This is a genomic window from Mangrovivirga cuniculi (assembly GCF_005166025.1).
GTDB classification, from domain to species: domain Bacteria; phylum Bacteroidota; class Bacteroidia; order Cytophagales; family Cyclobacteriaceae; genus Mangrovivirga; species Mangrovivirga cuniculi.
Genome location: NZ_CP028923.1, coordinates 1,075,154 through 1,101,219 on the forward strand (window position 1 = coordinate 1,075,154; position 26,066 = coordinate 1,101,219).

General features: G+C 36.8%; 23 protein-coding genes. 8 read left to right on the top strand and 15 right to left on the bottom strand.

Features of this window, described 5'->3' with window-relative positions; translation table 11 throughout:
- The first annotated feature begins 5 nt into the window (after positions 1-5).
- The 5 genes from dtd to DCC35_RS04980 all read left to right on the top strand — a co-directional run bounded on the left by dtd (position 6) and on the right by DCC35_RS04980 (position 6,407).
- Positions 6-461: a D-aminoacyl-tRNA deacylase gene (gene dtd / locus DCC35_RS04960; protein ID WP_137089741.1), complete on the top strand. Its 456-nt coding sequence runs from the start codon at positions 6-8 to the stop codon at positions 459-461.
- Positions 462-809 (top strand): nucleotide pyrophosphohydrolase, encoded by a 348-nt coding sequence (locus DCC35_RS04965; protein WP_137089742.1) that lies wholly within the window; start codon positions 462-464, stop codon positions 807-809.
- 78 nt (positions 810-887) lie between these two features.
- Positions 888-1,970, top strand: coding sequence for an efflux RND transporter periplasmic adaptor subunit (locus DCC35_RS04970; protein WP_137089743.1), 1,083 nt, complete (start codon positions 888-890; stop codon positions 1,968-1,970).
- A 7-nt stretch (positions 1,971-1,977) separates the two neighbouring features.
- Positions 1,978-5,037, top strand: coding sequence for an efflux RND transporter permease subunit (locus tag DCC35_RS04975; protein ID WP_137089744.1), 3,060 nt, complete (start codon positions 1,978-1,980; stop codon positions 5,035-5,037).
- Positions 5,038-5,048: 11 nt separating this feature from the next.
- Complete coding sequence (locus DCC35_RS04980; protein WP_175402715.1) at positions 5,049-6,407, top strand: TolC family protein; 1,359 nt, start codon at positions 5,049-5,051, stop codon at positions 6,405-6,407.
- On the opposite strand, the gene DCC35_RS04985 is transcribed toward DCC35_RS04980, so the two are convergent.
- The 10 genes from DCC35_RS04985 to DCC35_RS05030 all read right to left on the bottom strand — a co-directional run bounded on the left by DCC35_RS04985 (position 6,400) and on the right by DCC35_RS05030 (position 17,680).
- Complete coding sequence (locus tag DCC35_RS04985; RefSeq protein ID WP_137089746.1) at positions 6,400-7,563, bottom strand: lycopene cyclase family protein; 1,164 nt, start codon at positions 7,561-7,563, stop codon at positions 6,400-6,402. The genes DCC35_RS04980 and DCC35_RS04985 overlap by 8 nt on opposite strands.
- Positions 7,560-8,210 carry a carotenoid biosynthesis protein gene (locus tag DCC35_RS04990; RefSeq protein ID WP_137089747.1) on the bottom strand — a complete coding sequence of 217 codons (651 nt, stop codon included), beginning with the start codon at positions 8,208-8,210 and terminating at the stop codon, positions 7,560-7,562. Before DCC35_RS04990 ends, DCC35_RS04985 begins: the two co-directional genes overlap by 4 nt.
- The gene (gene crtD, locus DCC35_RS04995; protein ID WP_137089748.1) at positions 8,207-9,673 is read right to left on the bottom strand and encodes a 1-hydroxycarotenoid 3,4-desaturase CrtD; all 1,467 of its coding nucleotides are present in this window, start codon (positions 9,671-9,673) and stop codon (positions 8,207-8,209) included. Before crtD ends, DCC35_RS04990 begins: the two co-directional genes overlap by 4 nt.
- A gap of 23 nt (positions 9,674-9,696) precedes the next feature.
- On the bottom strand, positions 9,697-10,581 hold the full coding sequence (locus DCC35_RS05000; protein WP_137089749.1) for an SDR family oxidoreductase: 885 nt from the start codon (positions 10,579-10,581) through the stop codon (positions 9,697-9,699).
- Positions 10,582-10,828: 247 nt separating this feature from the next.
- A complete protein-coding gene (locus tag DCC35_RS05005; protein ID WP_137089750.1) occupies positions 10,829-11,767 on the bottom strand; it encodes a D-2-hydroxyacid dehydrogenase in 939 nt (312 codons plus the stop codon).
- A complete protein-coding gene (locus DCC35_RS05010; protein WP_137089751.1) occupies positions 11,760-12,818 on the bottom strand; it encodes a hypothetical protein in 1,059 nt (352 codons plus the stop codon). Before DCC35_RS05010 ends, DCC35_RS05005 begins: the two co-directional genes overlap by 8 nt.
- Positions 12,819-12,884: 66 nt before the next feature.
- The gene (locus DCC35_RS05015; RefSeq protein WP_137089752.1) at positions 12,885-14,231 is read right to left on the bottom strand and encodes a PhoH family protein; all 1,347 of its coding nucleotides are present in this window, start codon (positions 14,229-14,231) and stop codon (positions 12,885-12,887) included.
- Positions 14,232-14,318: 87 nt separating this feature from the next.
- The gene (locus DCC35_RS05020) at positions 14,319-14,993 is read right to left on the bottom strand and encodes an AlbA family DNA-binding domain-containing protein (RefSeq protein ID WP_137089753.1); all 675 of its coding nucleotides are present in this window, start codon (positions 14,991-14,993) and stop codon (positions 14,319-14,321) included.
- Positions 14,994-15,052: 59 nt separating this feature from the next.
- Positions 15,053-16,570, bottom strand: coding sequence for a P-loop NTPase family protein (locus DCC35_RS05025; RefSeq protein ID WP_137089754.1), 1,518 nt, complete (start codon positions 16,568-16,570; stop codon positions 15,053-15,055).
- Between the two features lie 12 nt (positions 16,571-16,582).
- Positions 16,583-17,680 (bottom strand): vWA domain-containing protein, encoded by a 1,098-nt coding sequence (locus tag DCC35_RS05030; RefSeq protein WP_137089755.1) that lies wholly within the window; start codon positions 17,678-17,680, stop codon positions 16,583-16,585.
- A 241-nt stretch (positions 17,681-17,921) separates the two neighbouring features.
- Between DCC35_RS05030 and DCC35_RS20590 the strand changes: the two genes are divergently transcribed.
- Positions 17,922-18,062, top strand: a complete 141-nt coding sequence (locus tag DCC35_RS20590; protein WP_175402716.1) for a hypothetical protein — start codon at positions 17,922-17,924, stop codon at positions 18,060-18,062.
- Here the strand turns inward: DCC35_RS20590 and DCC35_RS05035 are convergent.
- From DCC35_RS05035 to DCC35_RS05055, 5 genes are read right to left on the bottom strand one after another with little or no spacing between them, the layout of a single operon-like run.
- Entirely contained in the window at positions 18,059-18,880 is an 822-nt protein-coding gene (locus DCC35_RS05035; protein WP_175402717.1) for a Rossmann-fold NAD(P)-binding domain-containing protein, read from the bottom strand. The two genes, DCC35_RS20590 and DCC35_RS05035, sit on opposite strands and share 4 nt — an antisense overlap.
- Positions 18,867-19,478 carry a sterol desaturase family protein gene (locus DCC35_RS05040; protein WP_246070147.1) on the bottom strand — a complete coding sequence of 204 codons (612 nt, stop codon included), beginning with the start codon at positions 19,476-19,478 and terminating at the stop codon, positions 18,867-18,869. The genes DCC35_RS05035 and DCC35_RS05040 overlap by 14 nt, the downstream gene beginning before the upstream one ends.
- Positions 19,479-19,508: 30 nt before the next feature.
- Positions 19,509-20,642: an N-acetyl-alpha-D-glucosaminyl L-malate synthase BshA gene (gene bshA, locus DCC35_RS05045; RefSeq protein WP_137089757.1), complete on the bottom strand. Its 1,134-nt coding sequence runs from the start codon at positions 20,640-20,642 to the stop codon at positions 19,509-19,511.
- Positions 20,643-20,698: 56 nt separating this feature from the next.
- Positions 20,699-21,325 carry a serine hydrolase domain-containing protein gene (locus DCC35_RS05050; RefSeq protein WP_137089758.1) on the bottom strand — a complete coding sequence of 209 codons (627 nt, stop codon included), beginning with the start codon at positions 21,323-21,325 and terminating at the stop codon, positions 20,699-20,701.
- Positions 21,301-23,646, bottom strand: coding sequence for a glycoside hydrolase family 3 N-terminal domain-containing protein (locus DCC35_RS05055; RefSeq protein ID WP_137089759.1), 2,346 nt, complete (start codon positions 23,644-23,646; stop codon positions 21,301-21,303). The genes DCC35_RS05050 and DCC35_RS05055 overlap by 25 nt, the downstream gene beginning before the upstream one ends.
- 134 nt (positions 23,647-23,780) lie before the next feature.
- Here DCC35_RS05055 and DCC35_RS05060 point away from each other — a divergent pair, with 134 nt between their 5' ends.
- Positions 23,781-24,158, top strand: coding sequence for a hypothetical protein (locus DCC35_RS05060; RefSeq protein ID WP_217495915.1), 378 nt, complete (start codon positions 23,781-23,783; stop codon positions 24,156-24,158).
- A 2-nt stretch (positions 24,159-24,160) separates the two neighbouring features.
- Positions 24,161-26,062 (top strand): DNA mismatch repair endonuclease MutL, encoded by a 1,902-nt coding sequence (gene mutL, locus DCC35_RS05065; RefSeq protein ID WP_137089761.1) that lies wholly within the window; start codon positions 24,161-24,163, stop codon positions 26,060-26,062.
- The last annotated feature ends 4 nt before the right edge of the window (positions 26,063-26,066 follow it).

The following is a 26,066-nucleotide window of genomic DNA, read 5'->3' on the forward strand; positions in this document are numbered from 1 at the left end:
TTTTTATGAGAGCAACAATTCAGAGAGTAAGTGAATCCAGTGTAAAAGTTAATGGAGAAATTATCGGGGAAATAGGAAGTGGACTCATGGTTCTTTTAGGAATTGAACAAGAGGATGGTACTGAAGATATTGATTGGCTTGTTAGGAAGATTTCTAATTTAAGAATTTTTGATGATGAGGATGGAGTAATGAATAAAAGCTTGCTTGATATCAGTGGAGAGTTACTCCTCATTAGTCAGTTTACATTGCATGCTTCCTACAAGAAAGGCAACAGACCATCATATATAAAAGCTGCAAAGCCAGACCAGTCTGTTCCATTATATGAAGAAAGCATAGCAGCATTTAAAAAGGCATTGGGGAATGATAAAGTAGAAACTGGTGAATTTGGAGCAGATATGAAAGTTTCTTTAGTAAATGATGGTCCGGTTACTATAAATATGGATACTAAAAATAAGGAATAGATGACTGATCAGAAAAACAATATATCCTTAAAACAAGTACAGGATGAGGTTGATTCCTGGATAAAGGAATATGGTGTCAGATATTTCAATGAGCTGACCAATATGGCAATTCTAACTGAGGAGGTAGGAGAATTGGCCAGAATTATTTCCCGGAGATATGGTGAACAATCAGAAAAAGAATCTGATAAGGATAAAGATCTTGGTGATGAGATGGCAGATATTATATGGGTTTTAGCTTGCCTTGCCAATCAAACAGGAGTAGATCTGGAGGAAGCATTCAAAAAAAACATTGTAAAAAAGACGAAAAGAGATAAAAACAGGCATAAGTCCAATCAAAAATTGTTATAACAATAATCTTTTTATCGCTAAATCTCGTTACGAAGAATTAAATAATGATTTTAATAAAGCTCGGACAGCTCAACAGTTATGAGTAAAACATTAAAGAGAACCACAGCAGTGATTATAATTATTGTACTTGCCGTGGTGTTTATAATATTCCAGAAAGATATAATTTCCGGAAATAAATCCAATCAGCCAGAATTAAAGGCCGGTTCATCCACATCCAGGGCAGCCCGAAAAATCCCGGTTAATTATATAATTGCAGAAGAAAAGCTGTTTAAAAATCAGATAGCAGTAACAGGGAAAATACTTGCTAATGAATCAGTAGAATTAAGGGTTGAAAGAGGAGGAAAGGTTGACAAAATTCTTTTTAAGGAAGGGGATTATGTAAGAAAGGGACAATTGTTATTGGCAACAAATGTTGACGATCTCAAGGCTCAACTTTCCAAAGCTCGATACAACCTTGAACTGAAGGAGCAAACTGAATATCGACAGGATGAACTTCTTAAGCGAGAGGCGATAAGTCAGGAAGAATATGATCTGGCATTAACTGAATTAAATACGGCAGTAGCTGATGTTCAATTACTTAAAGCTGAAATAGCCAAATCGGAAGTGAGAGCTCCTTTTAGTGGATATATAGGTTTAAGATATGTCAGTGAAGGAAGTTATATTTCTCCGACCACTCCAATAGCAAGTTTATATAGTTTAAATCCTGCTAAAATTGAATTCGCACTTCCCGCTAAATATATTGGAACACTTAGTAAGGGTCAAAGCGTAGATTTTACTGTTGAAGTTTCTGATAAGACATTCGAAGGAGAAGTTTATGCAATTGAGCCTGGTGTGGATCCTGCAACCGGAGCTACAACTGTGAGAGCTGTTGCAGCCAACGAAAATAAAGAATTAAGACCAGGGCAGTTCACCCGGGTAAATATAAATCTTGAAGCGAGGGAAAATGCTATTCTGGTACCAAATCAGGCTGTAATTCCAGAGCTTGACGGACATAAGGTTTATTTAGTAGAAAATGGTAAGGCATCAGTACAAAAGGTAAATATAGGTATACGAACTCCGACCGAAATCGAAATCATGTCAGGTCTGAACAAAGGAGACAGCGTGATCACTACTGGTTTATTACAGATCAATGAAGGAACTCCTTTGGAGTTGAAAAACTAAATTTTTTATGGCTAGTCTTTCGAGTATAAGTATAAACAGGCCGGTGCTCGCAATTGTGATGTCTTTGATGATCATCATTTTTGGAGTGATTGGGTTTAACCTTTTAGGAGTTCGGGAATATCCCAGTGTAGATCCACCAATCATCACAGTATCTACCAATTATGTAGGTGCAAATGCTGAAGTGATCGAATCTCAGATCACTGAACCTTTAGAGGAAGAGATAAATGGTATTTCCGGTATTAAGAAATTAACTTCAGTGAGTCGTGATGGGCGTAGTACTATCACCGTTGAATTTGAATTGGGAGAGGACCTGGAAGCTGCTGCCAATGATGTGAGGGATAGAGTAGCCAGGGCAAGAAGAAACATACCGGCAGATGCTGATCCTCCTACGGTGATTAAAGCTGATGCAGATAGCGAGCCCATCGTATTTTTAAATCTCAAAAGTGATGAGCGATCACTATTGGAACTATCTCAAATAGCTGAAACAACATTTAAAGAACGTTTCCAAACTATTCCCGGAGTCAGCCAGGTAGATATATGGGGTGAGAAAAAATACTCTATGCGTCTCTGGATGGATCCGGATAAGCTTTCTGCTTATAATATTACTCCTTTAGATGTTTATAGTGCTGTCAGCGAGCAAAACGTTGAACTTCCTTCAGGCAGGGTAGAGGGTGTTTTCTCAGAACTATCGGTTAGAACACTGGGTCGCTTAACAACCCCGGAAGATTACAATGATCTGATCGTAAAAGAAACTGAAAATTATATTATTAAGTTCCGCGATATTGGTCATGCAGAACTGGGACCTGAAAATGAAAGAACCATTTTAAAAAGAGATGGTATTCCGATGGTTGGGGTTGTATTAAGGCCACAACCAGGATCAAATAACATTGAAATTATCGACGAATTTTATGATCGGTTACAATCCCTTAGAAAAGATATTCCGGAAGATATCGAATTGGGTATTGGCTTTGATGTAACAGAGTATATTCGCGAATCGATACAGGAAGTAGAACAAACAATTGCAGTGGCCTTTACACTGGTTTTTGCAATTATATTTTTCTTTTTACGAGACTGGAGAACAACTATTATTCCGGTAATAACCATACCTATTTCTTTAATCGGGACATTTTTTGTAATGTATGCAGCCGGATTTTCTATAAATGTTCTTACCCTTCTAGGTATTGTTCTGGCCATCGGACTGGTGGTGGATGACACTATAGTTGTGCTGGAAAATATTTATAAGAAGATAGAGGATGGTAAGGCACCGCTGGAAGCAGGCTTCGATGGAGCAAAAGAAATTTTCTTTGCTGTAATTTCTACAACGGTAGCACTTGCTGCAGTATTTCTGCCTGTGATCTTTCTGCAGGGATTGACAGGAAGGTTGTTCAGAGAGTTTGGAGTTGTAGTGGCATCATCAGTTATCATCTCATCTTTTGTTGCTTTGACACTTGCTCCAATGCTCTGCACTAAACTACTCAAGAAAAGAGAGGAAAAGGGATACTTTTATCGCAAGACTGAAAAGTTTTTTGTGGGTCTTAACAGGCTATATAATCGTTCTCTGGAATGGTTTATGAATTATCGCCTGTTAGGACCAGTAGCTATTGTGTTATTGGCAGGATTAGGAGTAATTATTTACCTGGATTTACCTTCGGAATTGGCGCCATATGAAGACAGAAATGGGTTCAGGATTTTTGCTGCAGGGCCTGAAGGCACAACTTTTGAATACATGGATAATTATGTTGATGACGTGATAGACCTTGTTGAAGAAGAAATTCCTGAAACTGATGCGATTATTTCGGTAACATCTCCAGGATTTGGTGCGACATCATCGGTTAATTCAGCCTTTTGGAGAGTAATATTAGTTGATCCTGAAAACAGGGAGAGAAGTCAGCAAGAGATTGTGGATAGTTTTACTCCAAAGGTAAGTCAACTTACTGCTGCTCGTCCTTTTGTTTCTCAGGAACAATCAATCGGTGGCGGGGGAGGTGGCCAGCCAATTCAATATGTAATCCAGGCAGGAGATATCTACCAATTAAAAGAGGTAATAGGTGAATTTGTGGATAAAGCCAAGCAGCGTGAGGAGTTTGTTTATGTAGATGTGAATCTGAAATTTAATAAACCTGAATTGACTGTAAAGATAGATAGAGAAAGGGCACAAACATTAGGAGTGTCAGTCAGAGATATTGCTCAAACATTATCTTTGGCTTATTCAGGACAGCGGTTTGGTTATTTCATAATGGAAGGCAAGCAATATCAAATCATCGGCCAGATGAGTGAGCAAAACAGAAATGAACCTGTAGATCTGAGGACTTTATATATCAAAAATAATAAAGGAGAATTGATATTACTCGATAACCTGATTCATGTGGAGGAAAGTGCTACACCCCCTCAGTTATTTAGATTTAATCGATATGCATCAGCCACCGTATCAGCATCATTAGCCCCTGGAGTTACTATCGATAAAGGAATTGATGCGATGGACGAAATAAAGGGCGATGTGCTCGATGAACGTTTTACGACTAGTCTTGATGGACAGTCACTCGAGTTTATGGAAAGCTCAAATAGTTTGATTTTTGCTTTTCTATTTGCATTAATTCTGATCTATCTCGTATTGTCAGCACAGTTTGAAAGCTTTAGAGATCCTATAGTTATTATCTTAACTGTTCCTCTAGCGATGGCAGGCTCACTTGGAGCGCTGTGGTTATTTGATGAAACATTGAATATTTTCAGTCAGATCGGAATTATAATGCTAATCGGACTTGTAACTAAAAACGGTATTTTAATTGTGGAGTTTGCGAATCAGAAAAAGGCCTTAGGGATGGGAGTGAAAGAAGCCATAATTGAAGCAGCAGAAGATAGGTTCAGACCGATTCTTATGACATCACTTTCTACGATTTTGGGAATCCTGCCAATTGCACTTGCTTTAGGAGCAGGATCAGAAAGCAGGGTATCTATGGGTATTGCGGTAATCGGTGGATTGATCTTTTCAACGATTCTTACTCTTTATATTATTCCGGCAGTCTATACATATCTTACTGGTAAAGAAGCCAGAGTTTCAAGAATGTAAATTGAATGAAGATGAAAAAAGTTACATTAATCATAATACTCTCAGTCTTAGTGGGACTTTCCGGGATGATGGCTCAGGAAAGATATGCCATAATTGATTCGACAGATTTCGAAGAATTATCACTGGGTGAAGCAGTTAGAATAGGTCTGGAAAATAATTATAATCTTAAAATAGAAGATAATTTCCGGGAGATAGCTTCTAATAACGTGACTTTAGGAAATGCTGGGTTCCTGCCTACAGTTGATGGTAATGCCAGCATGAGATGGAGTAATGAAGATGTAGAACAGCAGTTTGTAAGTGGTGATTCTCAAACCAGGGATGGCGCCAGAAGTAATACGGTTGATGCCAGCATTGATGCTGAATGGATAGTTTTTGACGGGCTTGGTATGTTTAAAAGATACGAACAGCTTCAACAGCAGGAAATGACCGCAACCTATAGTTGGAAAAATAGTGTAGAATCTACCTTATACCAGATCGCAGAGTCCTATTATAATTTAAGATATTCTGCTGAACAGCTTCGGGTTTTAAAAGAAACAATGGAGATCAGTCGTGCCCGAATCAGAATTGCTTCTGATAAGTATGATGTCGGGAAAACTTCAAAAACTGAATTACTAACTGCTCAAACTGACTACAATGCTGATAGTTCGGCATATATTAATCAGCTTAACCAATTACAACAAGCAACGATCAATTTGAATCTATTACTTGGTCAGGATTCAGAACGTCAATATTATGCGTCAGATTCAATTAATGCTATTTCACTTTATTCTTATGAGAATCTGAAGGAAGAAGTTTTAAAAAACAATAGTTTGTTAAAACAGGCTGAGTCCAATAAAATAGGGACTACTTATAATGTGGAAATTGTAAGATCTGAAAGATTTCCCAGAGTAACTGCATTTGGTAGTTATGGTTATAGCAGGCTGGAATCACAAGCAGGGTTTTTATTGAGTAACCAGTCCACAGGATTTAATTATGGTTTACGAGCTACTATCCCGATTTTTAATGGGTTAAATATTAATCGCAGAGAACAAAACGCGAAAATAGAAAAAGATAATGCAGAGCTAAGTTATGAGCAGGTCAGATTAGAAGTTATTGCGGAATTTGAAAGAACCTATAGTTCCTATCAAAGAGCTTTGGGATTGATCGAACTGGAAATGGATAATACATCCATTGCTAAGGAAAATATTGAAATTGCTTTTGATCGCTATAAACTGGGGAGATCAACATTTCTGGAATTACGCGAAGCTCAAAAAAATGCAGAAGATGCAAAATTAAGACTTTTAGATGCAGCTTTCGCAGCTAAAATATTAGAAATCCAACTAAAAAGACTTAGCGGAAATATTTTGGAAGAGAGGGAGCGTATCAATTAAGAAAATTCCTGTAGAAGATTCTTTTAAACATAGATTTCAAAAATGGCATTTGCGGACTACTGAACATAATTTTAACTTCTTCTGAGATTTTAGTTCTTTCATCTAGAAAGTCGAATATTTTTACCGGGTTATTCTTTCTAAATAGCGAACTGAAAATTTCCGCTCCTTTTTCGTTGTTATCAAACAATACATCAATGAGAAGCATGTCGTAATATCTGAATCTGTTTTCATTCGTTTCAATATTATCACATTTTCCTTCCAGATACTTTATAATATTGGTTGTATCCTCATTTATACGTTTAAATGTAAAACCTGTAGAAGCTTTGGTGCTTCCACCTTGAGTACCGATGTTAATTATTTTATTATCTGTTACCTTTTCAAAAGGGAAAGTTGTCATCGGAATGGCTCCTTTTTCTTTTTCTGAAATTGTATATTCATTTATCCCTAAATCGTCGGATATATACTTTTTTATTTCATTTTCGTATTCTTCTTTTTTTAACAATTTAGGTGAAAAGAGGGTATATTCTACCAGGGCTTTATTTCTTGAGAATGGCAATACATACATGAATCGGGTATTCTCTTTTTGAGCGACAGAAAAATCCATAAAAGTTACTGAGGACTCATCAAATTTATCTTCCTCTGTTTCTATTACCCAGCCAATAAAATGTTGTAAAAGTAAAGGGTATTTTTTACTGTTTTTTACCTCTGAAAAATCAGGTATGCTATTGAAGATAATATCAGCCGTGAAAGTTGACCCATCAGAAGTGGTTGCTTTAGCCGTATTTTGATCGGTATTTAAAGATTCAATTTTTGTATTTAAAAACTCAACGTTAGCATTATTATTGATCCTCGATTTAATGTGTTGATAGAAATCAATACCACGGATCATTTTATATCTGTACGGGTTTAAATTAAACTCCATGCAGGAATGGGAATCTTTAAACATCGCTTTTCTCCAGGATTTGTATATTATTTCATCCCAGGGGCCAGTTCCTTTTTCCCAAAAGCACCACGTGCGGTCATTTTCCGATTTATCACTTTTATCAATTATTAATACAGACTTTTTATTTAAAACCGGGCTATCAAGAATGCGATTGACCAGCACAAGACCGGCTGCACCTCCACCGGCAATAATAAAATTATAATGCTTTTTCATGCGACTACATTTAGGATAACAAAAAATAGTGTTTGAATAACTAACACATTGTTCGCAACATAAAAATTCTTACTGAAATTTGATTTTTGAAAGATAATTTGGGCTAAAAAGGAAATAGAAAACCATCCAATATAATTTTGAACCTGAGCAACTCCTGCATCAAAAAACCAAAAGTCAACCTTAGGGGCGACTGGTTCAATAAACAGGTCTATACCTGTCATAATCAAGGCACCGGTAATTGCTCTGATCCATGGATTAATTATCATATAACTGGTTAAAACGGCAGTACAATAAGTTAAAATAGCCCAGTTAATGCCAATAATAGGGGGGACCCCTCCAATCTTAGGACCCAAATTAGTGCCATAATGGTAATCTCCGAAAATAAGTCCATAATTAACTCCTAAGTATTCAGCGATAAAACCAATAACAAATGCAGCACTTAGGCAAGAAAAGGTCACCCTGTCTTTACTGGGTAATGCATAAATAATTATTGCAGTGGTCAGTAATATTGTAAACGGAGTAAGGTCTAGAAATAATTCTCTCCATGGTGACATTATACCAAACACACCGGCGATGTGAACCAGGTACAAGAAATAAATGATAAACCTGATTTGATTACTGTTCTTTATTTCTTCTTTAGCTTTCATTTTTCGACCAACGATGAGACAATTTTAGCACTCTGCAAACACAAAGGAATTCCACCACCGGGATGTACGCTTCCACCACAGAAGTAAAGATTTTTGATCTTGTTGGAAAAATTAGGGTGACGCAGAAATGCCGCATTTCGGTCATTACTACCAGCACCATAAAGAGCACCCATATAAGAACTCGTTTTTGATTCAATCGTAATGGGGGTAAGCATTTCTTCTGTTTCTATTAACTTTTCGATGTCTGTATCAAGAAATTTATTTAATCGACTAATAACTTTCCTTTTTGTAATAGAAATCATTTCTTCCCAGTTCTGACCAGAATTAGGCGGGACATTTACCATTACAAACCAGTTTTCGCATCCCTCAGGAGCGTGATCAGGATCTTCTTTTGAAGTAATGTTAATGTATATCGTCGGATCATCAGGAACTTTTTTGTGATCGAAAATATCTGTGAATTCTTTCTTATAATTTCCAGAAAAGAAAATATTATGAAGGTCCAGCTCAGGGAACTGGTCCTTTATTCCCCAGTAAAAAATTAAAGCGGAGCTTGATCTTTCCTGCGACAATGTTTTTTCAGGTGCCTTTTGGTCAGGTATTAGCTTTCTATATGTTGGTACAATATCCATATTAGATACTACAAGATCTGCATTGTATTCCTGATTTTGGGTTTTAATTCCTTTTGCTAATCCTTCTTTACATATAATTCTTTCAACCGGACTATTAAACTGGAATTTGACACCTTTTTTCTTTGCTAAAGCATAAAGGGAGTCTGTGATAGAATACATTCCTCCTTCGGGATAAAAAGTTCCTACATTGAATTCTAAATGTGGGATCATCGACATGATTCCCGGTGTTTTGTAGGGAGAAGAACCATTGTAGGTGGCGTAACGATTAAATAACTGGACCAATCTTGGATCTTTAAAGTGATGCCTGTTTACTTCGTCTAATGTATCGAACAGATCCAGATTTTTTGCACTGGCTATCGCTTTAAGTGTTTTAAAGTTTAAAAAAGAGTTCACTTTATGAAGTGATCTTTCCAGGAAAAGAGGTGAGGTTAATTCGTACTTCCGTTTACTTTTATCAAGATATTCAAGAACAGATTTAGCATTTATTTTAAAAACCTCAGTTATTTCGTCAATAAATTTATCCTGGTCATCCCAGGCAGTAAATTTAGTCCCGTCATCAAAATAGTATTGACAGTGGATGTTCTTTTTATAGTATTTGAAATTTTCATCTGGCTTCTCTCCTGAAATTTCAAAAAGCTCATCAACTAAAGATGGTAAAGTAAATAAAGATGGTCCTGCATCGAATGTATAGCCATTAGATTCGAGTCTCGAAAGCTTACCTCCAGGTGAATCATTTGCTTCGAATACACTTACATCATAGTTTTTGGCCTTAAGTCTGATTGCTGTGGCCAATCCCGCGATACCCGAACCAATAATAATTGCATTTTTTGACATAATTTCGAAACGAATTTATTGACTCATTGTTTCAGGGTAGCTTTTCTGGAATATTCTTCAAGAGTAATTGAAGGTTTACCCAATTCTTTCCAGGTTATTTCAGATTCAAATTTTTCCGGGTATTTATTCAGGGCAGTCAGGATTTTATATATGTAATTCATTTTCGAAGAGAAAAGAGATAAGAACCATAATAATCTGATAGGCATTTTCTTTATGCTAAGATCTTTTTCAGATAAGTTTTTTTTGAAAATCTCAGCTGCTTGATCAGCCTTAAATGCTTCCAGACCCTGGACAGGGTAGTGTTTGTTCTCATTAAGGAGCTTTTTGAAAGAATAGGCAACTTGCTTGCCATAATCCGAACCTGCAATGAAGTACATTGGATGTTTCGATTCCCCGGCAAGCATGATCTTACCATCCTGAACATAGTCACCTTTATCAAAATTTTCCATAAACGAAGATGGATAAAAAATAGTAAAGGGAATTCCACAAGTTTTAATAGAATTAACAGCTTGCTCTTTTATATCAAACACCCACCAATGAAAACCGGATGATTTATTATGATTTTTCACTAATGAAGAGCAAAGAGCAATTCTCTGAACACCTGCGATTTTAGATTTCTTTATTATACTATTCAGGCCATCTCTTTCAGCAAGCCATTGGTTTTTCTTATCGTTGGGTTTTACACTGAGGTTTATATAAACCCCTTCAGCACCAACAAGAGTATTTTCAATGTCTTGTTCGTTTTTTAGATTTCCGGAAATGAATTCAACAGAATGAGGAAGTAATTTTTTAGCCTTTTCAATATCCCTGACTAATGCCCGAATATGAAAACCTTCATTTATTAACTCTTTTACTACCGGGACACCGAGCATGCCAGTTGCCCCGAAAACTGCGATAGTTTTGATCATGATTATAACTTTGCAGGAAGTTATCGCTAAAATATTATATTATCAAACAGGGATGTGAGTTAAGAAGAGTAAAAGAAAAAGCCTTCTGAATAATTCTGCAGTATGAAGAGAAGTTTACCAATATTTTATTACCGGGTAAGAATTTGTTTCAGAAGGCTTTCGTTAAATCTAAACCTATTTAAATGTAGAATATTTTAAAACTTCTCACATCACCTTATTAGGGGGATATTTTATTGATTTTTATCCCTTATTTGTGGGTTAAATAGGTTTTAAGGTTGTTAATACTCATATCCATGATTCTTTTTCTGGACTCATATGCGGCCCAGGCCATATGAGGGGTAATAATAATGTTGTCTAAATCTAATAGAGGATGATTTTCTTGTGGAGGCTCATTTTGGAGGACATCAAGTGCTGCCCCAGAAATAGAATTTTTATCCAGGGCTTTCTTTAAATCTTTCTCATTGATTAGTCCGCCGCGAGATGTATTTATCAGGATGGCAGATTCTTTCATTTTGTGGAAGACTTCTTTATTAAAGCATTCCTTATTCTGATGAGAAAGGGGGGCATGTAAAGAAATTACATCGCTTTGAGAGATGAGTTTATCAAAACCGACAAATTCATGATTAGTCTCCTTTTTTGACCTGGAATGGTATATAACATTCATTCCGAGTGATTCAGCTATTTTTGCTGTTTGCTGACCAATATTGCCATATCCATAAATCCCCATTGTTTTATCTTTCAATTCAATGACAGGACCGATGGTATAAGAAAAATCACTTTGAGCAGCCCATTCGTTTCTTCGGACACTAAGATTATGGCCTGCCACTTTGTTAGTTATGGCTAGCAGTAAAGCGATAGCATGTTGTGCTACACAGAACGTACCATAACCCGGAGTGTTTTTTACGGTAATATTTTTTTCTTTGCAATAGTCAAGATCTATGTTATTTACACCTGTAGCAGTTACGGCAATGAATTTAAGTTTTGGTAATTGCCTGAGAATATCTTCTGTGAGTTTTGTTTTATTGACCACAAGGACATTTGCATGTTCACACTTAGAAACAACTTCTTCATCTGGCAAGTGATCATACACGGTAATGTTTCCAAATTCTTTCCATGGATCCCAATTGAGATCGCCGGGATTTAATGCTCTTCCATCTGTCACCACAATAGTTAAGTTGTCAGTCATAAACATTATAGGAATGGAATACGAATTTACATGATCTAAAAAAGAAAAGGAGGGTCGCAAGGAAAAGAATCATCGTAGCAGCAACCAATGCCTGATGCTTTGGCTCATAATATCTGATATCATCTCTTTTTTTGATCAGCTTGAAAAAAGGTTGCTGGTCAAAAAGAAAGACATCAAAAAAGAACTTAGTTCTGTCCAGAAACTCATTGAAAAAGATCTTTGTATTGATTTTTCCCTGCACTGATATGCTTAGTGGCAAGATTTCATAATATCTTGCCATTATCACCAGTTTGTCCAGCAAATATTTATTTCCTACGAAAATCACCCGTTTATTTCTATTATGATCAATAAAGTTAATTAATCCATCATACAGGGTTTTGTCATCTCGGTTAATAGTAATATATCGTTCCCTGACTCCCGTTTGCCTGGAAATTTCTTTAGAAGCATAATTGGTAAACGTTGAATCCGTGAGGGAGTCGCTCATAATGTAAAAATATTTAACATGACCACTATCATAAACATTTACTGCTGCATTAACTATTGATCTGATATTATGCCATGTTTCTTCATCACTTTCACCGAGTCCTTTTTTTATAGTAACCACGGTAGGATATCTTCCAGCTTTTAATTCTTTATATTCATAGCTTTTTTTGACTTCATAAGCCATTAGGGTGAGATTACAAAAAATTAGAATTGCACCAAGGGTAAGTACTGAAACAGTAAGCTTATGTAAAAGCCAGAATCCAATGCGTTTCGACTTTTTATTCGTAAGGATATATTTTTTAAAAAACAATTCTGTGAAAATCGATATTAGCGACCATAGCAGAGTGATTCCACTTAATATTGCCACAATAGCAAGATGATTCCAAGAGTCAGCATATTGCGAATAATCGGCTATGCCTGACCAGATAGTAAAATCATCAACCATTTCTGCAGGAACAGTTGAAATAGTATCACTGGAATAAAGAATCACCAAAAGTAAAAACGTTGTGGTGAGGATAAATACCAGGTTGACGAAAAAATTTAAAGCTATTTTGGGCAGATCGGACATCTGACTATTAAAATTAAAAATACGTTTTCGCTAAAATATAACTTTTTATTTAAAGTGTTTAATAAATCATAGCATCTCATTTGCGAGATTGGCAAGCTCTGATCTTTCTCCTTTTTCAAGTGTAACATGAGCATACAAAGGATGATCTTTTAAGCGATCGATCAGGTAACTCATACCATTACTTTGAGAATCAAGATAAGGAGTGTCAATTTGCCTGATATCACCTGTAAAAATAATTTTGGTGTTTTCTCCGGCTCTCGTAATTATTGTTTTGATTTCATGAGGAGTCAGGTTTTGAGCTTCGTCAATAATAAAGATAATATTAGAGAAAGACCTTCCGCGTATATAAGCCAGCGGAGTGATCATCAGCTTTTCTTTGTTGACCATTTCTGTGATCCTGATAAATTCCTTATCTGTTTCATTCCATTGATTTTGAATGAATTTAAGGTTATCCCACAGGGGTTCCATATATGGGTTTAACTTACTTTTAATATCTCCCGGCAAATACCCGATGTCTTTATTAGAGAGAGGCACAATAGGTCTGGCCAGGTATATCTGTTTAAATTCGCGTCTTGATTCTAATGCTGCAGCTAATGCTAATAGCGTTTTACCGGTACCGGCAATTCCCTGGATGGAAACCAGCTTAATTTCCGGATTCAGAATAGCATGCACAGCGAAAGTTTGCTCAGCATTTCTTGGCTTGATACCATATACAGGCCTTTTTTCAACTTTTTCGAGGCATTTTGTTTCCGCATTGAAATAGCATAGTACTGAGCCGGAATCACTTTTTAAAATTGAAAATTCATTATCCACCGGTTTCTTATCAAAGATATCTTCCCAAGGGATATGTTCATTTTGATGAAGTGCATCGATATATTTATTATCTACATTTTCATAGATTTTTTTTCCGGTGTATAAAGTATTCAGATTAGATACTTTCCCGGTTTCGTAATCTTCAGCGACAAGTTCCAGTGACTTGGCTTTCAGTCTTAAATTAATATCTTTTGTAATAAATATAACCTGCTTATCGCTTTCTGATTCCTGTAGTTTTAATGCAGCATTTAATATTTGATGATCGTGTTTATTATCGTTAAAAATTCTTAGTGCGTTAACCTTGCTATCAAGGTCCATGAGTACTTTAAACTTTCCCTTTTTAGAACTCTTTCCCGGCTGGAGAGGTATCCATTCATCAAGTTTATGACCTTTGGCAAGTCGATCCAGCAACCTGATAAATTCTCTTGCTTCAAAATTCAATGAATCATTTCCTTTTTTGAAATTGTCCAGCTCCTCCAGAACAGTGATCGGAATAGCGACATCGTGTTCTTCAAAGTGCATGATAGCATCATGAGCATAAAGGATTACGGATGTATCAAGGACAAATACTTTTTTAGGGGAAGATTTCTTTTTAGCCATATGGAAAGGTTAATTGTGTAAATCAATAGCTTTCCAATTAAGATAGAAAAAGAGGTAGGAAAATTATATTAATAATATATCTTTTTTTTATTTAAGGGCTTTCTCGTTAGCCAGTTTTTGGTCAGCTAATTTGAAAACATCCTCTTTATCAGAAGGATAGACCTCCAGGACCCCTGCGAGCACAAGAGTTACTAAAATTTTGGAAGCCGGCACTTTGGGTAAACCGGCTTCTCTCATATATCCTTTAAGTGTGATTTCATTAAATTCTGCTAAATAATTCAATAAAATTCGCTCATTCTCACCATACTCAAACCATACATCTCTTTGCTGGCTTTGTTTGCGGATGATTTCGAGAACCTCTCTGCTGGCCTGTATGCTACGGTCATCAACTCTGACATATGCTCTGCCAAATTTTTGTCCTGGTTTCTCTAGGGCATAGTGGGGTTTTTTCCTGCTTTCCTGGATGTCATAGGAAAGGATTGTTTTTTGATCTCTTGTGACGATTGTCTCCAGGGTAAAAGAAAGCTGTGGGCGGATAAGCTTTTTTATAGCTCCTTCCATTTCGTAAATATCTTCATCCGGATATTTTAATCCACTGATTTCTTTTTCATCTGAGACACCAATGAGTACTTTTCCTCCTGTAGAATTAGCGAAAGCCACCATTTCCCGAACAATTTTTTCAGGATGGTTAACTTTTTTCTTGAATTCAATATGCTGACCTTCTCCCTGCCGGACAAGGTTTTTCAACGTCTTAAAGTCCATTTTTTCTAATTACCAGGTACTCAAAAAAAGAGATTGCAAATCTAAGGCAATAAGATTAATTAAATATCGTCATCTTCAAATTTATCAAAATCGTCAATGCTAAACATACTGCTAAGGAGATCTCCGAATGAATGACCACCAATAAGTTGCTTTTTGCTTAGCATACTGTATTCAGCTAAACCGTGGAGGGCAAACTCCATGAACAGATGCTTTTCTGTTTCACCAATATCTTTTATGTTGTCTTCAATTAGTTTTTTAAGACCGGGAACTTTTTCAAGTGTTTCTTTGTAATCCTTTCCGGAAGCATTGATCAATAGATCAATTTTATTTCCACCTCCAAACCATTCAGTGAGTGATTTGTAAGGATTACCTTCCTTTAATTTTCTCGTTTGTTCAGGATCTGGAAAATACTCAGTAAACTGGGTTCTGATAGCTTTGCCAATCAGGTTTTGAGCAACAATTCCGGGACCTTCCTGCTCACCTTCATAAACCAGCTCCACTTTTCCAGTGATTGATGGTATAATTCCTGAAAGATCTCCTATTCTGGCCGTGACCTGATCTTCACCCGACTTTAATCGTCTTAATTCTGCAGTACTGGCAAGGTTTTCAAATGCAGTTATTGTTAACCTTGCACTGACGCCACTTTTTACATCTACATATTCGCTTTGTCTTGCTTCAACAGCAACTTGTTCAACTAAATCTTTGATAAGCTCGGGTATAACAACTTTTTGTTGTTGATCTACCGAAAGCTTAGCTTCCTGAGCAGTAATATGTTTGCTAATATATATTGATTTAGGATAGTGAGTGATTATCTGACTACCAATTCTATCTTTTAAAGGTGTAACTATACTTCCCCTGTTAGTATAATCTTCCGGATTAGCAGTAAAAACAAATTGTATGTCGAGTGGTAATCGAAGTTTAAAACCTCTGATTTGTATGTCACCTTCCTGAAGGATGTTAAATAAAGAAACCTGTATCCTTGCCTGTAGGTCAGGGAGCTCGTTTATTACGAAGATTCCTCTGTGTGACCGTGGTATGATACCAAAATGGATTACTCGTTCATCAGAATACGGTAGTTTAAGTGAAGCTGCTTTTATAGGATCGACATCACCAATCAAATCAGCAACTGATACATCGGGTGTAGCTAATTTTTCACTATAACGTTCTTCTCTGCTTAACCAGAATATTGGAGTTTCATCACCATGCTCAGCTATTAAATCTTTTGCTTTTCGACTTAGTGGTTGCATGGGATCGTCATTCATTTCGCTACCAGCAACTACAGGGATCACCGAATCGAGTAATTTGACCATTTGCCGGGCAATTTTTGTTTTTGCCTGACCTCTTAATCCTAAAAGATTAATATTATGTCTGGATAGAATAGCCCGTTCAATCTCCGGAATAACTGTTTCTTCATATCCCCAAATACCTTCAAATACATCTTCCTTATTCCTTAGCTTTATGATTAGGTTTTCTCGTAACTCATCTTTTATTGAACGAGGTTTATAGCCGGCTTTTTTAAGTTCGCCAAGAGTATTTATTTTCAATAGCTCATCATGAGCAAGATCGAAATACGACATAGTGGATTTTTTTTAAAACTGTTTACGTTTATTTCTTCTATAATCCTCAAAAATCAGGTCACCCAATCCTTTGAGGCTCGAGTAATATGCGTTACCCTGGTTTGCCATTGTAAATTCTCTGACAAACTCCTGAAGCCATGGATCTGAAGCGATCATAAATGTGGTGATCGGAATATTTATTTTTCTACATTGTACAGCGAGGTCCAATGTTTTGTTAAGAATCTTTTTATCGAGACCAAAACTATTTTTATAGTATTTGACACCAACTTTCAGACAGGTAGGCTTACCATCGGTAATCATAAAAATCTGTTTATTCCTATTCTTCCTTCTTCTGAGAATATCCATTGCCAGCTCAAGTCCTGCAACGGTATTGGTGTGGTAGGGACCTACCTGTAGATAAGGGAGATCCTTAATTTCAATTTGCCAGGCATCATTTCCAAATACAATAATATCAAGCGTGTCTTTTTTATATTTGGTTGTGATCAGCTCGGCTAAAGCCATTGCTACTTTTTTGGCCGGTGTGATTCGATCTTCTCCATATAAAATCATTGAATGGGATATATCGATCATAAGGACTGTGGAGGTTTGAGTTTTATACTCATTTTCTACCACCTCGAGGTCACCCTCTGTTAGCATGATGTCACCGAAACCATGATTAATTTGAGCATTTCTGAATGACCCTGTAAAATCAATTTGATCAGGTGTGTCGCCAAACCGAAATTCTCTTTTGTCTGTTCCTCTTTCATCTCCCTGGCCGCTATGTGGAGTGTGATGATTTCCGCTACCACTTTTTTTCAGTTTCCCGAAAATTTCCTCAAGGGCATTTTTTCTTATGGATTGTTCAGATTTGCCTGTTAATTCAATTTTTCCTGATTGATTATCTTCCGTGATATAGCTTTTTTTCCTGAGGTCTTCTATAAAATCGCCCATACCGTATTCATCATCGGTGAGATTGTGATGCTTGTCCAGATTATTCATCCAATTAAGGGCTTCTGAAACATCACCGGAGGTATAAACCATCAATTCTAAAAAGATCTTTAAAAGCTGATCGAATTTTTTACCCCCTTGCTGAGGATCAGGTTTATAGTCAGAAAATCGATATCCTAGCATAATCAATTACTTTACTTAGATTAAACTAATAAAAATCTTAATAGTTACAACAGGATAATTAATATTCTAAAAATGTTTAAAAAGCATCAAAACCTTATATCACTTTGTAAAAAGTAGAATATTCCTTTAATTAGAATATATTTTTTAACATTTTAGCGTTTTAATTACGACGTAAATAAAAATTTTTGTTTAATTCTGGTCTCATACATTAGGATGAGACGTACGACAAATACCTTAAGAAATGAAAAGAGTTAAAAAAGTAGTAGCTTTCAGTGCAGCAGTAGCATTATTTTTTGTAAGCATGAGTTGTACTCAATATACTTGCCCTACTTATACAAAAGTAGATACTGAGAAGTCAGTAGAGAAAACTGTTGATGCTTAATTAGACCAAAATCTGTTAGGGTCAGGGTATTTGAACCCGAAATCCCATTCATTCATTAGTTTTTTACCGGAGATCGTGCGACTTTCAGGAGTTAATTTTTTACCTGATGGTGGTAGTTTGACTGATTTGCTGTGAGCGCTGTTTTGTATCACTTCGTATTTTGGAGGGTGTTCAGGCGCAACCACATTGTAAATTCCACGATGATCTTTTTGGATTCCTTCAATGACCACATCGATCACATCATCACGATGGACATAATTTACAGGAGTTGGATCGATATCAAGTATATCTTTTTTTAAGTAATATTTAGCCAGATACCTGTCATACCCCATCAAACCTCCCAGTCTCAGAATTAAATTATTTTCAAAATTTTCCTGTATTAGTTTTTCCGCAGTTCGGATGATATTTTGTTTATCTGATTCTAGCTCAAAACCACTATCTTCAGTCCATTGCCCTTCATCGTGAGGGTAAATACCAATTGAGCTAAGTAAAATCACTTTGGATAATCCGGGGCTTAATAGTTTTAACTGTTTAATTATTTCCCTGATCGATTCGAGATATAATTTTCCCTTACCCGATTTTGTCCCAGCGGGAATTGAAATTACCAGAAAATCATTCTCTGTGAAAAAGCGTTTATTTACCTCATCAGGTAAATTCATTAAGTAAGGGGTAATGCCAGCGTTATTAAGGATGGTAATTTTTTCATCATGTCTGACAGAGCCTTTAACCTGGTAATTATCTATAGATAGTTTTTTACCAAGAGGTAAGCCAGTCCAACCACAACCTGCTATCGCTACTACCGGGCTATTTTTTTTCAACTGTACCAAAAATATGATCCCAGAAGGGAGAGGTCACCCCAAAATTAACTTTGTCGTTGTAATGATGAACCAGGTGATGTTTCCACCAGATCTTCAGAAAGTTTTTTGGTGGTTTGTAAATATGGGTTATGGCATGAATAACCAGATACCCGGCATAAGCCAGTAAAAATCCTGCAAGAAACGAAAAGCTATAGTCATTTAATATCAGTCTGAATAACAAGAATAATACAATTGCTGTTATCACACTCATAATAGGGGGCATAGCCAGAAAAGATCTTTGCTTAGGGTACTCATGATGAAAAGTGTGTCCTTGTTTTAACAACGAGTCAGTTTTAGCATGATAGACTTCTTTGTGAACCACGTATTCAACCAGGGTAAAGACAAAGATACCAACAAAGAATAAACCGATAGTGGTAGTAGCTGGTATGGATGTAGTACTAGTTGCATATACCAAAAGTCCGATCGATATAATTACAAAAATCGATATTGGTACAGCAATGTGAGATTTCCTTAGTCGTTCGAGTACTGGATTTTCGAACATTTTTGCAGATTGCTGGTGCTCATCCAACTTTCTGGCGGTTTTAGCATTATCATTCATGCAGTGGTGTTTGATTGATGTATTACAAATTTATACAGCAGTTTTTTTATTCAAAAACCGTTCATAAAAAGATTCGTATTTTGGCAATATATTTTTTATTTCGAATTCCTTTGCTCTGTTAAGAGCATTCTTTTTGAAGAGACCCAGGTTTTTTGGATCAAGAATTTCGAGTGCTCTTCCGGTCATCGCCTCAATATCTCCAACATCACATGTAAATCCGGTAACGCCATTTATATTAAGCTCAGGCAATCCTCCGGCATTTGTACTTAAAACGGGTACTTCGCATGCCATTGCCTCTAATGCAGCCAGACCAAAACTTTCTTTTTCACTTGGCATTATGAAAAGGTCTGCAACAGAAAGTATTTCTTCAACTGCATCAAGTTTCCCTAAAAACCTGATGTCATTACAAGCTCCCAATTCCCGGCATAAACTTTCCGTGTTTGTCCTTTCAGGTCCGTCTCCTACTAATAATAACTTTGAAGGAACAACTTTCCTAATATTGTTGAATATTTTAACCACATCCTGTACTCTTTTTACTTTTCTGAAATTGGATGTATGAATAATTAACGCTTCGTTTTCAGGACAAATTGCCCTTCTGAAATGATCTTTTTTCTGTTTTTTAAACCTATCAAGATCGATAAAGTTAGGAATGACTTCAATTTCTTTAGAAATATTAAAATGAGCGTAGGTGTCTTCCTTCAGGTCTTGGGAAACAGCGGTAATTCCATCAGACTGGTTTATAGAAAAAGTAACCACAGGTTCGTAAGTAGGATCTTTACCCACCAACGTAATATCAGTGCCGTGTAGTGTAGTTATTACCGGAATATTGATTCCTTCAGTTGCTAAGATCTGTTTAGCCATATAAGCGGCAGAGGCATGAGGTATCGCATAGTGCACGTGTAAAATGTCTAATTTTTCATATTTAACGACATTTACAAGCTTACTGGCTAATGCAAGTTCATAAGGAGGATATTGAAATAGGGGGTATGTTTGTATATCGACTTCGTGATAAAATAAATTTTCATTGAAGAAGTCCAGACGAGTTGGTTGCGAATAAGTTATAAAGTGAACATTATGACCTTCCTGTGCCAGCGCCTTACCTAGTTCGGTAGCGACAACGCCACTTCCTCCATAGGTTGGGTAACATACAATTCCAATATTCATGTTTTATGTTTTTTTACAATAAACTTCAAAATTGACCATTAGGTTACAACAATTTTTTAGCTTTTGAACTTTTCATATGAGAATATTGACTCATAAATGACATCCTGGATGCGTGTTCGGATGTCGTTACGCATTAAGGTCCAGTTAGATGCGTCCGGATAAATCCGGTTACTTAAAAATATATAAACAAGATCAAATTCCGGGTCTACCCATACAGTTGTACCGGTAAATCCATTATGCCCGTAAGTTTCGAGTGAACAATATCTGGAGGTCGGAGAATACTTATCATCATCCGCCGGCTTGTCCCAGCCTAATCCTCTTCTGTTATCTTCAAAATGCGTGCTTGTAAATTCTTGTATCGTAGACTGACTTAAATACCGGTTGCCACCATAAATACCCCCATTTAGATTCATTTGCAGTATTACTGCCAATTCTTGTGCAGTTGAGAAGAGCCCGGCATGGCCGGCAACGCCTCCCATCAAAGCTGCTCCTTCGTCATGTACCAGCCCATGAATCTGGGTTTGCCTGAATTTACCATCATAAGCGGTTGGAGCAATTATTTCCTTATTTAGTAAAGTAGATGCTATGTACTTGGTAGTTCCCAGCCCCATTGGGGTATAAAAGTTCTGGTAAAGAAAATCCTCAATAGGTTGATTAATTATTGTCTCAACCAGCCGGTGCATGAATATGAATGTGAGGTCACTATATTTGTAATCATACCGACCATTTTTTTCTTTCTCATATCAGACTGTATAGTCCATTGCCAGACACTATCTGGTAAAGATTTATGACCATATATCCTGTCTGATATCAATAAAGGAAATTCTTCATTAGGCCGGTCTGTATAAAGTTCAGGTATCAACCTGTTATTATTCATTGTCTTTACCCAATAAGGAATATAGGATTTCAGGCCTGCCTGGTGAGAGAGCAGGTCTTTTATTATGATATTGCCTTTGTTGGTATCTTTTAATTCGGGTAAATATCTTGATAATTTCGCATTAATATCAATCAGTCCATAATCGTGAAGCAACATTACAGCCTGAAGTGTAGCGACTACCTTGGTCACAGAAGCAATATCATATACTGTTTCTGTAGTAACAGGTGTTAAGGAGTCGTAGGTCATGTATCCATATGCTTTTTCATAAACGATTTTGCCGTTTTTTGCTACAAGTACCTGGCATCCTGGAGTTGCCTGGGTTTGAATAGCTTCTTCAGCGATATCATCTATTTTTGTCAGGACCCTTGAGTCCATCCCGGCATTTTCAGGAATATCAAATCCCAGTCTGTTGAGTGTAGCGGAATTCAGACCAATTCCCTGGATAAACTTGGAAGAAGCAGTGACCGGTAATCTTCCTTCAGCCTCCATTGCTCCAAATATTATTTGTGGTGCTATTTCCTGGGTAATCGAATTGTTTTCATAAGCGCATAGCACACTTTCGAAGTCTTCAAAGAGCTTAAGTGAATAGGGTGTGCCAAAGACAGTCAGGATCACCTTTGTTTCTTTTGCAATACTTTTTATTAACTCAAGGTGGTCAGGATATACACCAAAATTTGACCGACTTCTATCGTTGATGTCGTGGTACCCGATAATTACGATATCATATTGAGTGAGTTCGTTCTTCAAACCACTAAAAAGAGTATTTCCTCTTCCATTTTCAGGTAATTGATAGTGGTCTACCTGGGCATATTTAGATAAATATTTCTGGAATGTGTTTTTTCTCGAAGGGCCGACCACCAAAGAAGCGATCTTTTTATTTTCAAGTTGTTTAACCGGGATACTTCCTTTATCATTAGAAGCTACCGTCATCGCTCCTGAATAAATTCTCCTGCGAACTTTAATTGCTTCACTACTGAAAAGTTTCTTTTCCAGATTGTCCATGTTGGCTGGTTTGTAATCATTTAAACCAACCAGGTATTTAGCCTTGAGAATTTTTTTAACACTATAATTAATTCTTTCCTCAGATAACGCTCCTTTTTTGATTGCTTCTTTGATCTTTTCAACTCCTATAGAGACATCTTCTGAGAATAAAAGAACATCATTTCCTGCTTGAAGTGCTTTAACTTCCACTTCACCGGGCTGATAAAATTTAGCGACTCCCTGCATGTTCAACGCATCGGTTATTATCAACCCATTGAATTTTAATTCTTCTTTTAGAAGGTTTGTAACCGTGTTTTTAGAAAGGGTAGTTGGTGTATTAAGAGATGCTTCCAGTTCCGGTACTTGCAAATGGGCAACCATCACACCTTGTGCACCTTCGTTAATTAGTAATTTGAAAGGAAAAAGCTCAACACTATCTAACCGATACATGTTGTGTTTAATTACAGGCAGGGTCAGATGTGAGTCTTTATCCGTATCGCCATGGCCGGGGAAGTGTTTGGCTGTAGCGATGATTTTATTATCCTGAAGACCCTTCATGTAGGTCATACTTTTAAGTGCAACATTCACCCTGTCTTCACCAAAAGCTCTTTTGCCTATCACAGGGTTAGCCGGATTGTTATTTATATCTGAAACAGGAGCAAAATTTATATGAACACCAACTGTCTGACATTGATGGGCAATTTCTGCACCCATATCGTATATATGCTGATTTTGACGTAAAGCACCAATGGTCATCTGCTTAGGGAAGGTGAAAGTCGAATCAAGACGCATGCTGAGCCCCCATTCATAATCGGCTCCTATAAGCAAAGGTACATTTGCTTTTTCCTGCAGTCTATTGAGCATATTGATTTGCCTGCCAGGACCACCTTGCATAGTTATTAGTCCACCGATATGATTTTCTTCTACCAGCTTATCCAGATATTGCTGATGACTTTGTCCTTTATTGGAATAGGCAGCAACCATGAAAAGCTGACCGATCCTCTGGTCAGGAGAAAGGCTGTTAAAAACACTGTCAACCCATTTATCCTGTGCCTGAACATCGTCGGCCGCAAGAGGATCCTGGGCTTTGGTAAAAAAAATAGTTAGCAGACTTAATAAAAAATACAATCGGAACTTTTTGCTCATGGTGGCGTTTTACAAATTATGTATTCAACAAATTAAAAACTAGATTTGTATTTTGTGAATTTAGTTAATTGAAATCGTAGAAGAGAAATCTTTTACCTAAATTTATTATCTAACGTAAGTGTTTGGAAAGGATTATGGCAAATGTCCCTTTTTTTGGTAAGAAAAAGCCGAGATATAAGCGTTTTGACTATCAGCCCCGTATATACGACCCTGTAAAGGAAAGGATAGAAAACAAACGAAAACAGTATCTGGCAGACCTTCAGAACCCTCATGTTTCTAAAGACCCTGAAGACAGAAAAGCCTTCAGACAGCAGCTAGAGGAGAATTTGCGAAGGCATAAGCGAAATGAATTGAAAGCTCAAACATTACGTTGGGTGATCGTATTGTTATTTATTGGCGTGGGTTACGCCTGGTTAGAATGGGGCAATATTGTTTTTTATTATTTAGGATGGTCAGCTATTCCTATTTATCTTATTTACAGATTTAGAAACATTTTTAAAAGTAAAGAATAAGCATGTCAGATGTAATTCAGCTGCTTCCAGATGCAATAGCAAACCAGATTGCAGCAGGAGAAGTAGTTCAGCGTCCCTCATCAGTAGTTAAAGAGCTTCTTGAAAATTCTATTGATGCCGGAGCGGATCATATCACTCTTCGTATTAAAGATGCCGGTCGGGCGCTAATCCAGGTTACCGATAATGGGTGTGGTATGACTGGGACTGACGCAAGAATGAGTTTTGAAAGACATGCTACATCGAAGATCAGACAATCTAATGATCTTTTTAATATCAAAACGATGGGTTTTCGTGGAGAAGCTATGGCATCGATTGCTGCGGTTGCACAAGTAGAGATGAAAACTCGTTGTGAAGGAGAAGAATTAGGTACTTTAATATGCATTGAGGGTTCAGAAGTTAAAAAACAAGAACCGGTGGCCTGCCCTGAAGGAACCACTACTTCAGTGAAGAATTTGTTTTTTAATGTTCCTGCCAGGAGAAATTTTCTGAAATCTAATGCGGTGGAGATGAAGCATATCATTGAAGAATTTCAACGAGTTGCTTTGGCTCATTCTGAAAAAACTTTTGTTCTATATCAAAATGATATGGAGCTGTTTAATCTTTCAGAAGGTAAGCTGTCTCAGAGAATAGTTGGTATTTTCGGTAAAAAATATCAACAACAACTGGCTGCATGCGAAGCTGAAACCGAATTTGTATCTGTAAAAGGATATATCGGAAGGCCGGAAAGTGCCAAGAAGACTCGTGGTGATCAGTATTTTTTTGTGAATAACCGGTTTATTAAAAGTGCTTATCTAAATCACGCTGTTACCAGGGCCTTTGAACAACTTATTCCCGAAGGGAGTTTTCCGTTTTTTGTGTTGTTTATGGAAATAGACCCTAAACACATTGATATAAATGTACACCCAACGAAAACAGAGATAAAACTTGACGATGAACGAGCAGTTTATGCTGTCATTCACGCGGCTGTTAAACAAGCATTAGGATTGCATAACTTCAGTCCGTCGCTGGACTTTGAAACTGATGTAAATTTTGATGCCGCTGCAGAACAGAGAAGTTCAGGAACAAGAACCTTTTCCTCAGGAATAAATAACTTTCAAGGAAACAAGCCTACTAAAAGGGAGAGTAATAATCTCAAAAACTGGGATAAATTGTTTGATTCAGCTCAATCAGAGGCTATTCCAAAGTTGACTGAGGAGGAAAGGAAGCTACAAGGAGACCTGAGAAGTTCAGCATTAAATTTTGAAGAATTTGAAGAGGAAGAACAAAGTGAAGAATCCAGTTCATTAACATTTGAAAGTAAAGCTTCTTCCAATTGGAATCAGAATGAGGAGAAGTATGAGGGCGCTTCGACCTTTCAGCTCCACAATCAATATTTAATCACACAGGTCAGATCTGGTATGATGCTGATCGATCAGCAGGCTGCTCACGAACGGATTTTATTTGAGAAATATATCGTTTCAGCTGAATCCGGAAATGCGGGGAGTCAGCAATCATTGTTTCCACAGACGATGGAGTTAAGTCCGGGTGATTTTTCTCTATATCTTGATCTTGAGGATGAAATACTAAAGCTTGGATTTGAAGTGGAGGTGTTTGGAAAGAATGCATTGATTATCAGAGGGATTCCTTCTGATCTGGCTGACAGGAGTGAAAAAGAAATTTTTGAAGGATTGCTGGAACAGTATAAACATTATCAGTCAGATCTTGATTTACCTGTTAGAGAGAAGCTTGCACGATCACTAGCTAAGAGATCTTGTGTGAAAAAAGGTAAAGTGATGCAAAAAGAAGAATGTGAATCGTTAATTAATCAGCTTTTTGCCTGTAAAAATCCTAATTTCACTCCTGATGGAAAGACAGTATTCAGACTTCTTTCACTTGAAGAAATAGCACAATTGTTAAACAGATAATTAT

What these genes read in the sequence shown, in the direction of transcription:
- DCC35_RS04965 (WP_137089742.1), top strand. Translation starts at nt 462, where the DNA reads ATGACTGATCAGAAAAACAATATATCCTTAAAACAAGTACAGGATGAG.
- crtD (WP_137089748.1), bottom strand. Translation starts at nt 9,673, where the DNA reads ATGTCAAAAAATGCAATTATTATTGGTTCGGGTATCGCGGGATTGGCC.
- DCC35_RS05040 (WP_246070147.1), bottom strand. Translation starts at nt 19,478, where the DNA reads ATGAATGATAATGCTAAAACCGCCAGAAAGTTGGATGAGCACCAGCAA.
- DCC35_RS05000 (WP_137089749.1), bottom strand. Translation starts at nt 10,581, where the DNA reads ATGATCAAAACTATCGCAGTTTTCGGGGCAACTGGCATGCTCGGTGTC.
- DCC35_RS05015 (WP_137089752.1), bottom strand. Translation starts at nt 14,231, where the DNA reads ATGGCTAAAAAGAAATCTTCCCCTAAAAAAGTATTTGTCCTTGATACA.
- DCC35_RS05050 (WP_137089758.1), bottom strand. Translation starts at nt 21,325, where the DNA reads ATGCACCGGCTGGTTGAGACAATAATTAATCAACCTATTGAGGATTTT.
- DCC35_RS04975 (WP_137089744.1), top strand. Translation starts at nt 1,978, where the DNA reads ATGGCTAGTCTTTCGAGTATAAGTATAAACAGGCCGGTGCTCGCAATT.
- DCC35_RS05005 (WP_137089750.1), bottom strand. Translation starts at nt 11,767, where the DNA reads ATGACTGACAACTTAACTATTGTGGTGACAGATGGAAGAGCATTAAAT.
- DCC35_RS04985 (WP_137089746.1), bottom strand. Translation starts at nt 7,563, where the DNA reads ATGAAAAAGCATTATAATTTTATTATTGCCGGTGGAGGTGCAGCCGGT.
- DCC35_RS20590 (WP_175402716.1), top strand. Translation starts at nt 17,922, where the DNA reads ATGAAAAGAGTTAAAAAAGTAGTAGCTTTCAGTGCAGCAGTAGCATTA.
- dtd (WP_137089741.1), top strand. Translation starts at nt 6, where the DNA reads ATGAGAGCAACAATTCAGAGAGTAAGTGAATCCAGTGTAAAAGTTAAT.
- DCC35_RS05010 (WP_137089751.1), bottom strand. Translation starts at nt 12,818, where the DNA reads ATGTCCGATCTGCCCAAAATAGCTTTAAATTTTTTCGTCAACCTGGTA.
- mutL (WP_137089761.1), top strand. Translation starts at nt 24,161, where the DNA reads ATGTCAGATGTAATTCAGCTGCTTCCAGATGCAATAGCAAACCAGATT.
- DCC35_RS05030 (WP_137089755.1), bottom strand. Translation starts at nt 17,680, where the DNA reads ATGCTAGGATATCGATTTTCTGACTATAAACCTGATCCTCAGCAAGGG.
- DCC35_RS04980 (WP_175402715.1), top strand. Translation starts at nt 5,049, where the DNA reads ATGAAAAAAGTTACATTAATCATAATACTCTCAGTCTTAGTGGGACTT.
- DCC35_RS04990 (WP_137089747.1), bottom strand. Translation starts at nt 8,210, where the DNA reads ATGAAAGCTAAAGAAGAAATAAAGAACAGTAATCAAATCAGGTTTATC.
- DCC35_RS05055 (WP_137089759.1), bottom strand. Translation starts at nt 23,646, where the DNA reads ATGAGCAAAAAGTTCCGATTGTATTTTTTATTAAGTCTGCTAACTATT.
- bshA (WP_137089757.1), bottom strand. Translation starts at nt 20,642, where the DNA reads ATGAATATTGGAATTGTATGTTACCCAACCTATGGAGGAAGTGGCGTT.
- DCC35_RS05020 (WP_137089753.1), bottom strand. Translation starts at nt 14,993, where the DNA reads ATGGACTTTAAGACGTTGAAAAACCTTGTCCGGCAGGGAGAAGGTCAG.
- DCC35_RS05060 (WP_217495915.1), top strand. Translation starts at nt 23,781, where the DNA reads ATGGCAAATGTCCCTTTTTTTGGTAAGAAAAAGCCGAGATATAAGCGT.
- DCC35_RS04970 (WP_137089743.1), top strand. Translation starts at nt 888, where the DNA reads ATGAGTAAAACATTAAAGAGAACCACAGCAGTGATTATAATTATTGTA.
- DCC35_RS05025 (WP_137089754.1), bottom strand. Translation starts at nt 16,570, where the DNA reads ATGTCGTATTTCGATCTTGCTCATGATGAGCTATTGAAAATAAATACT.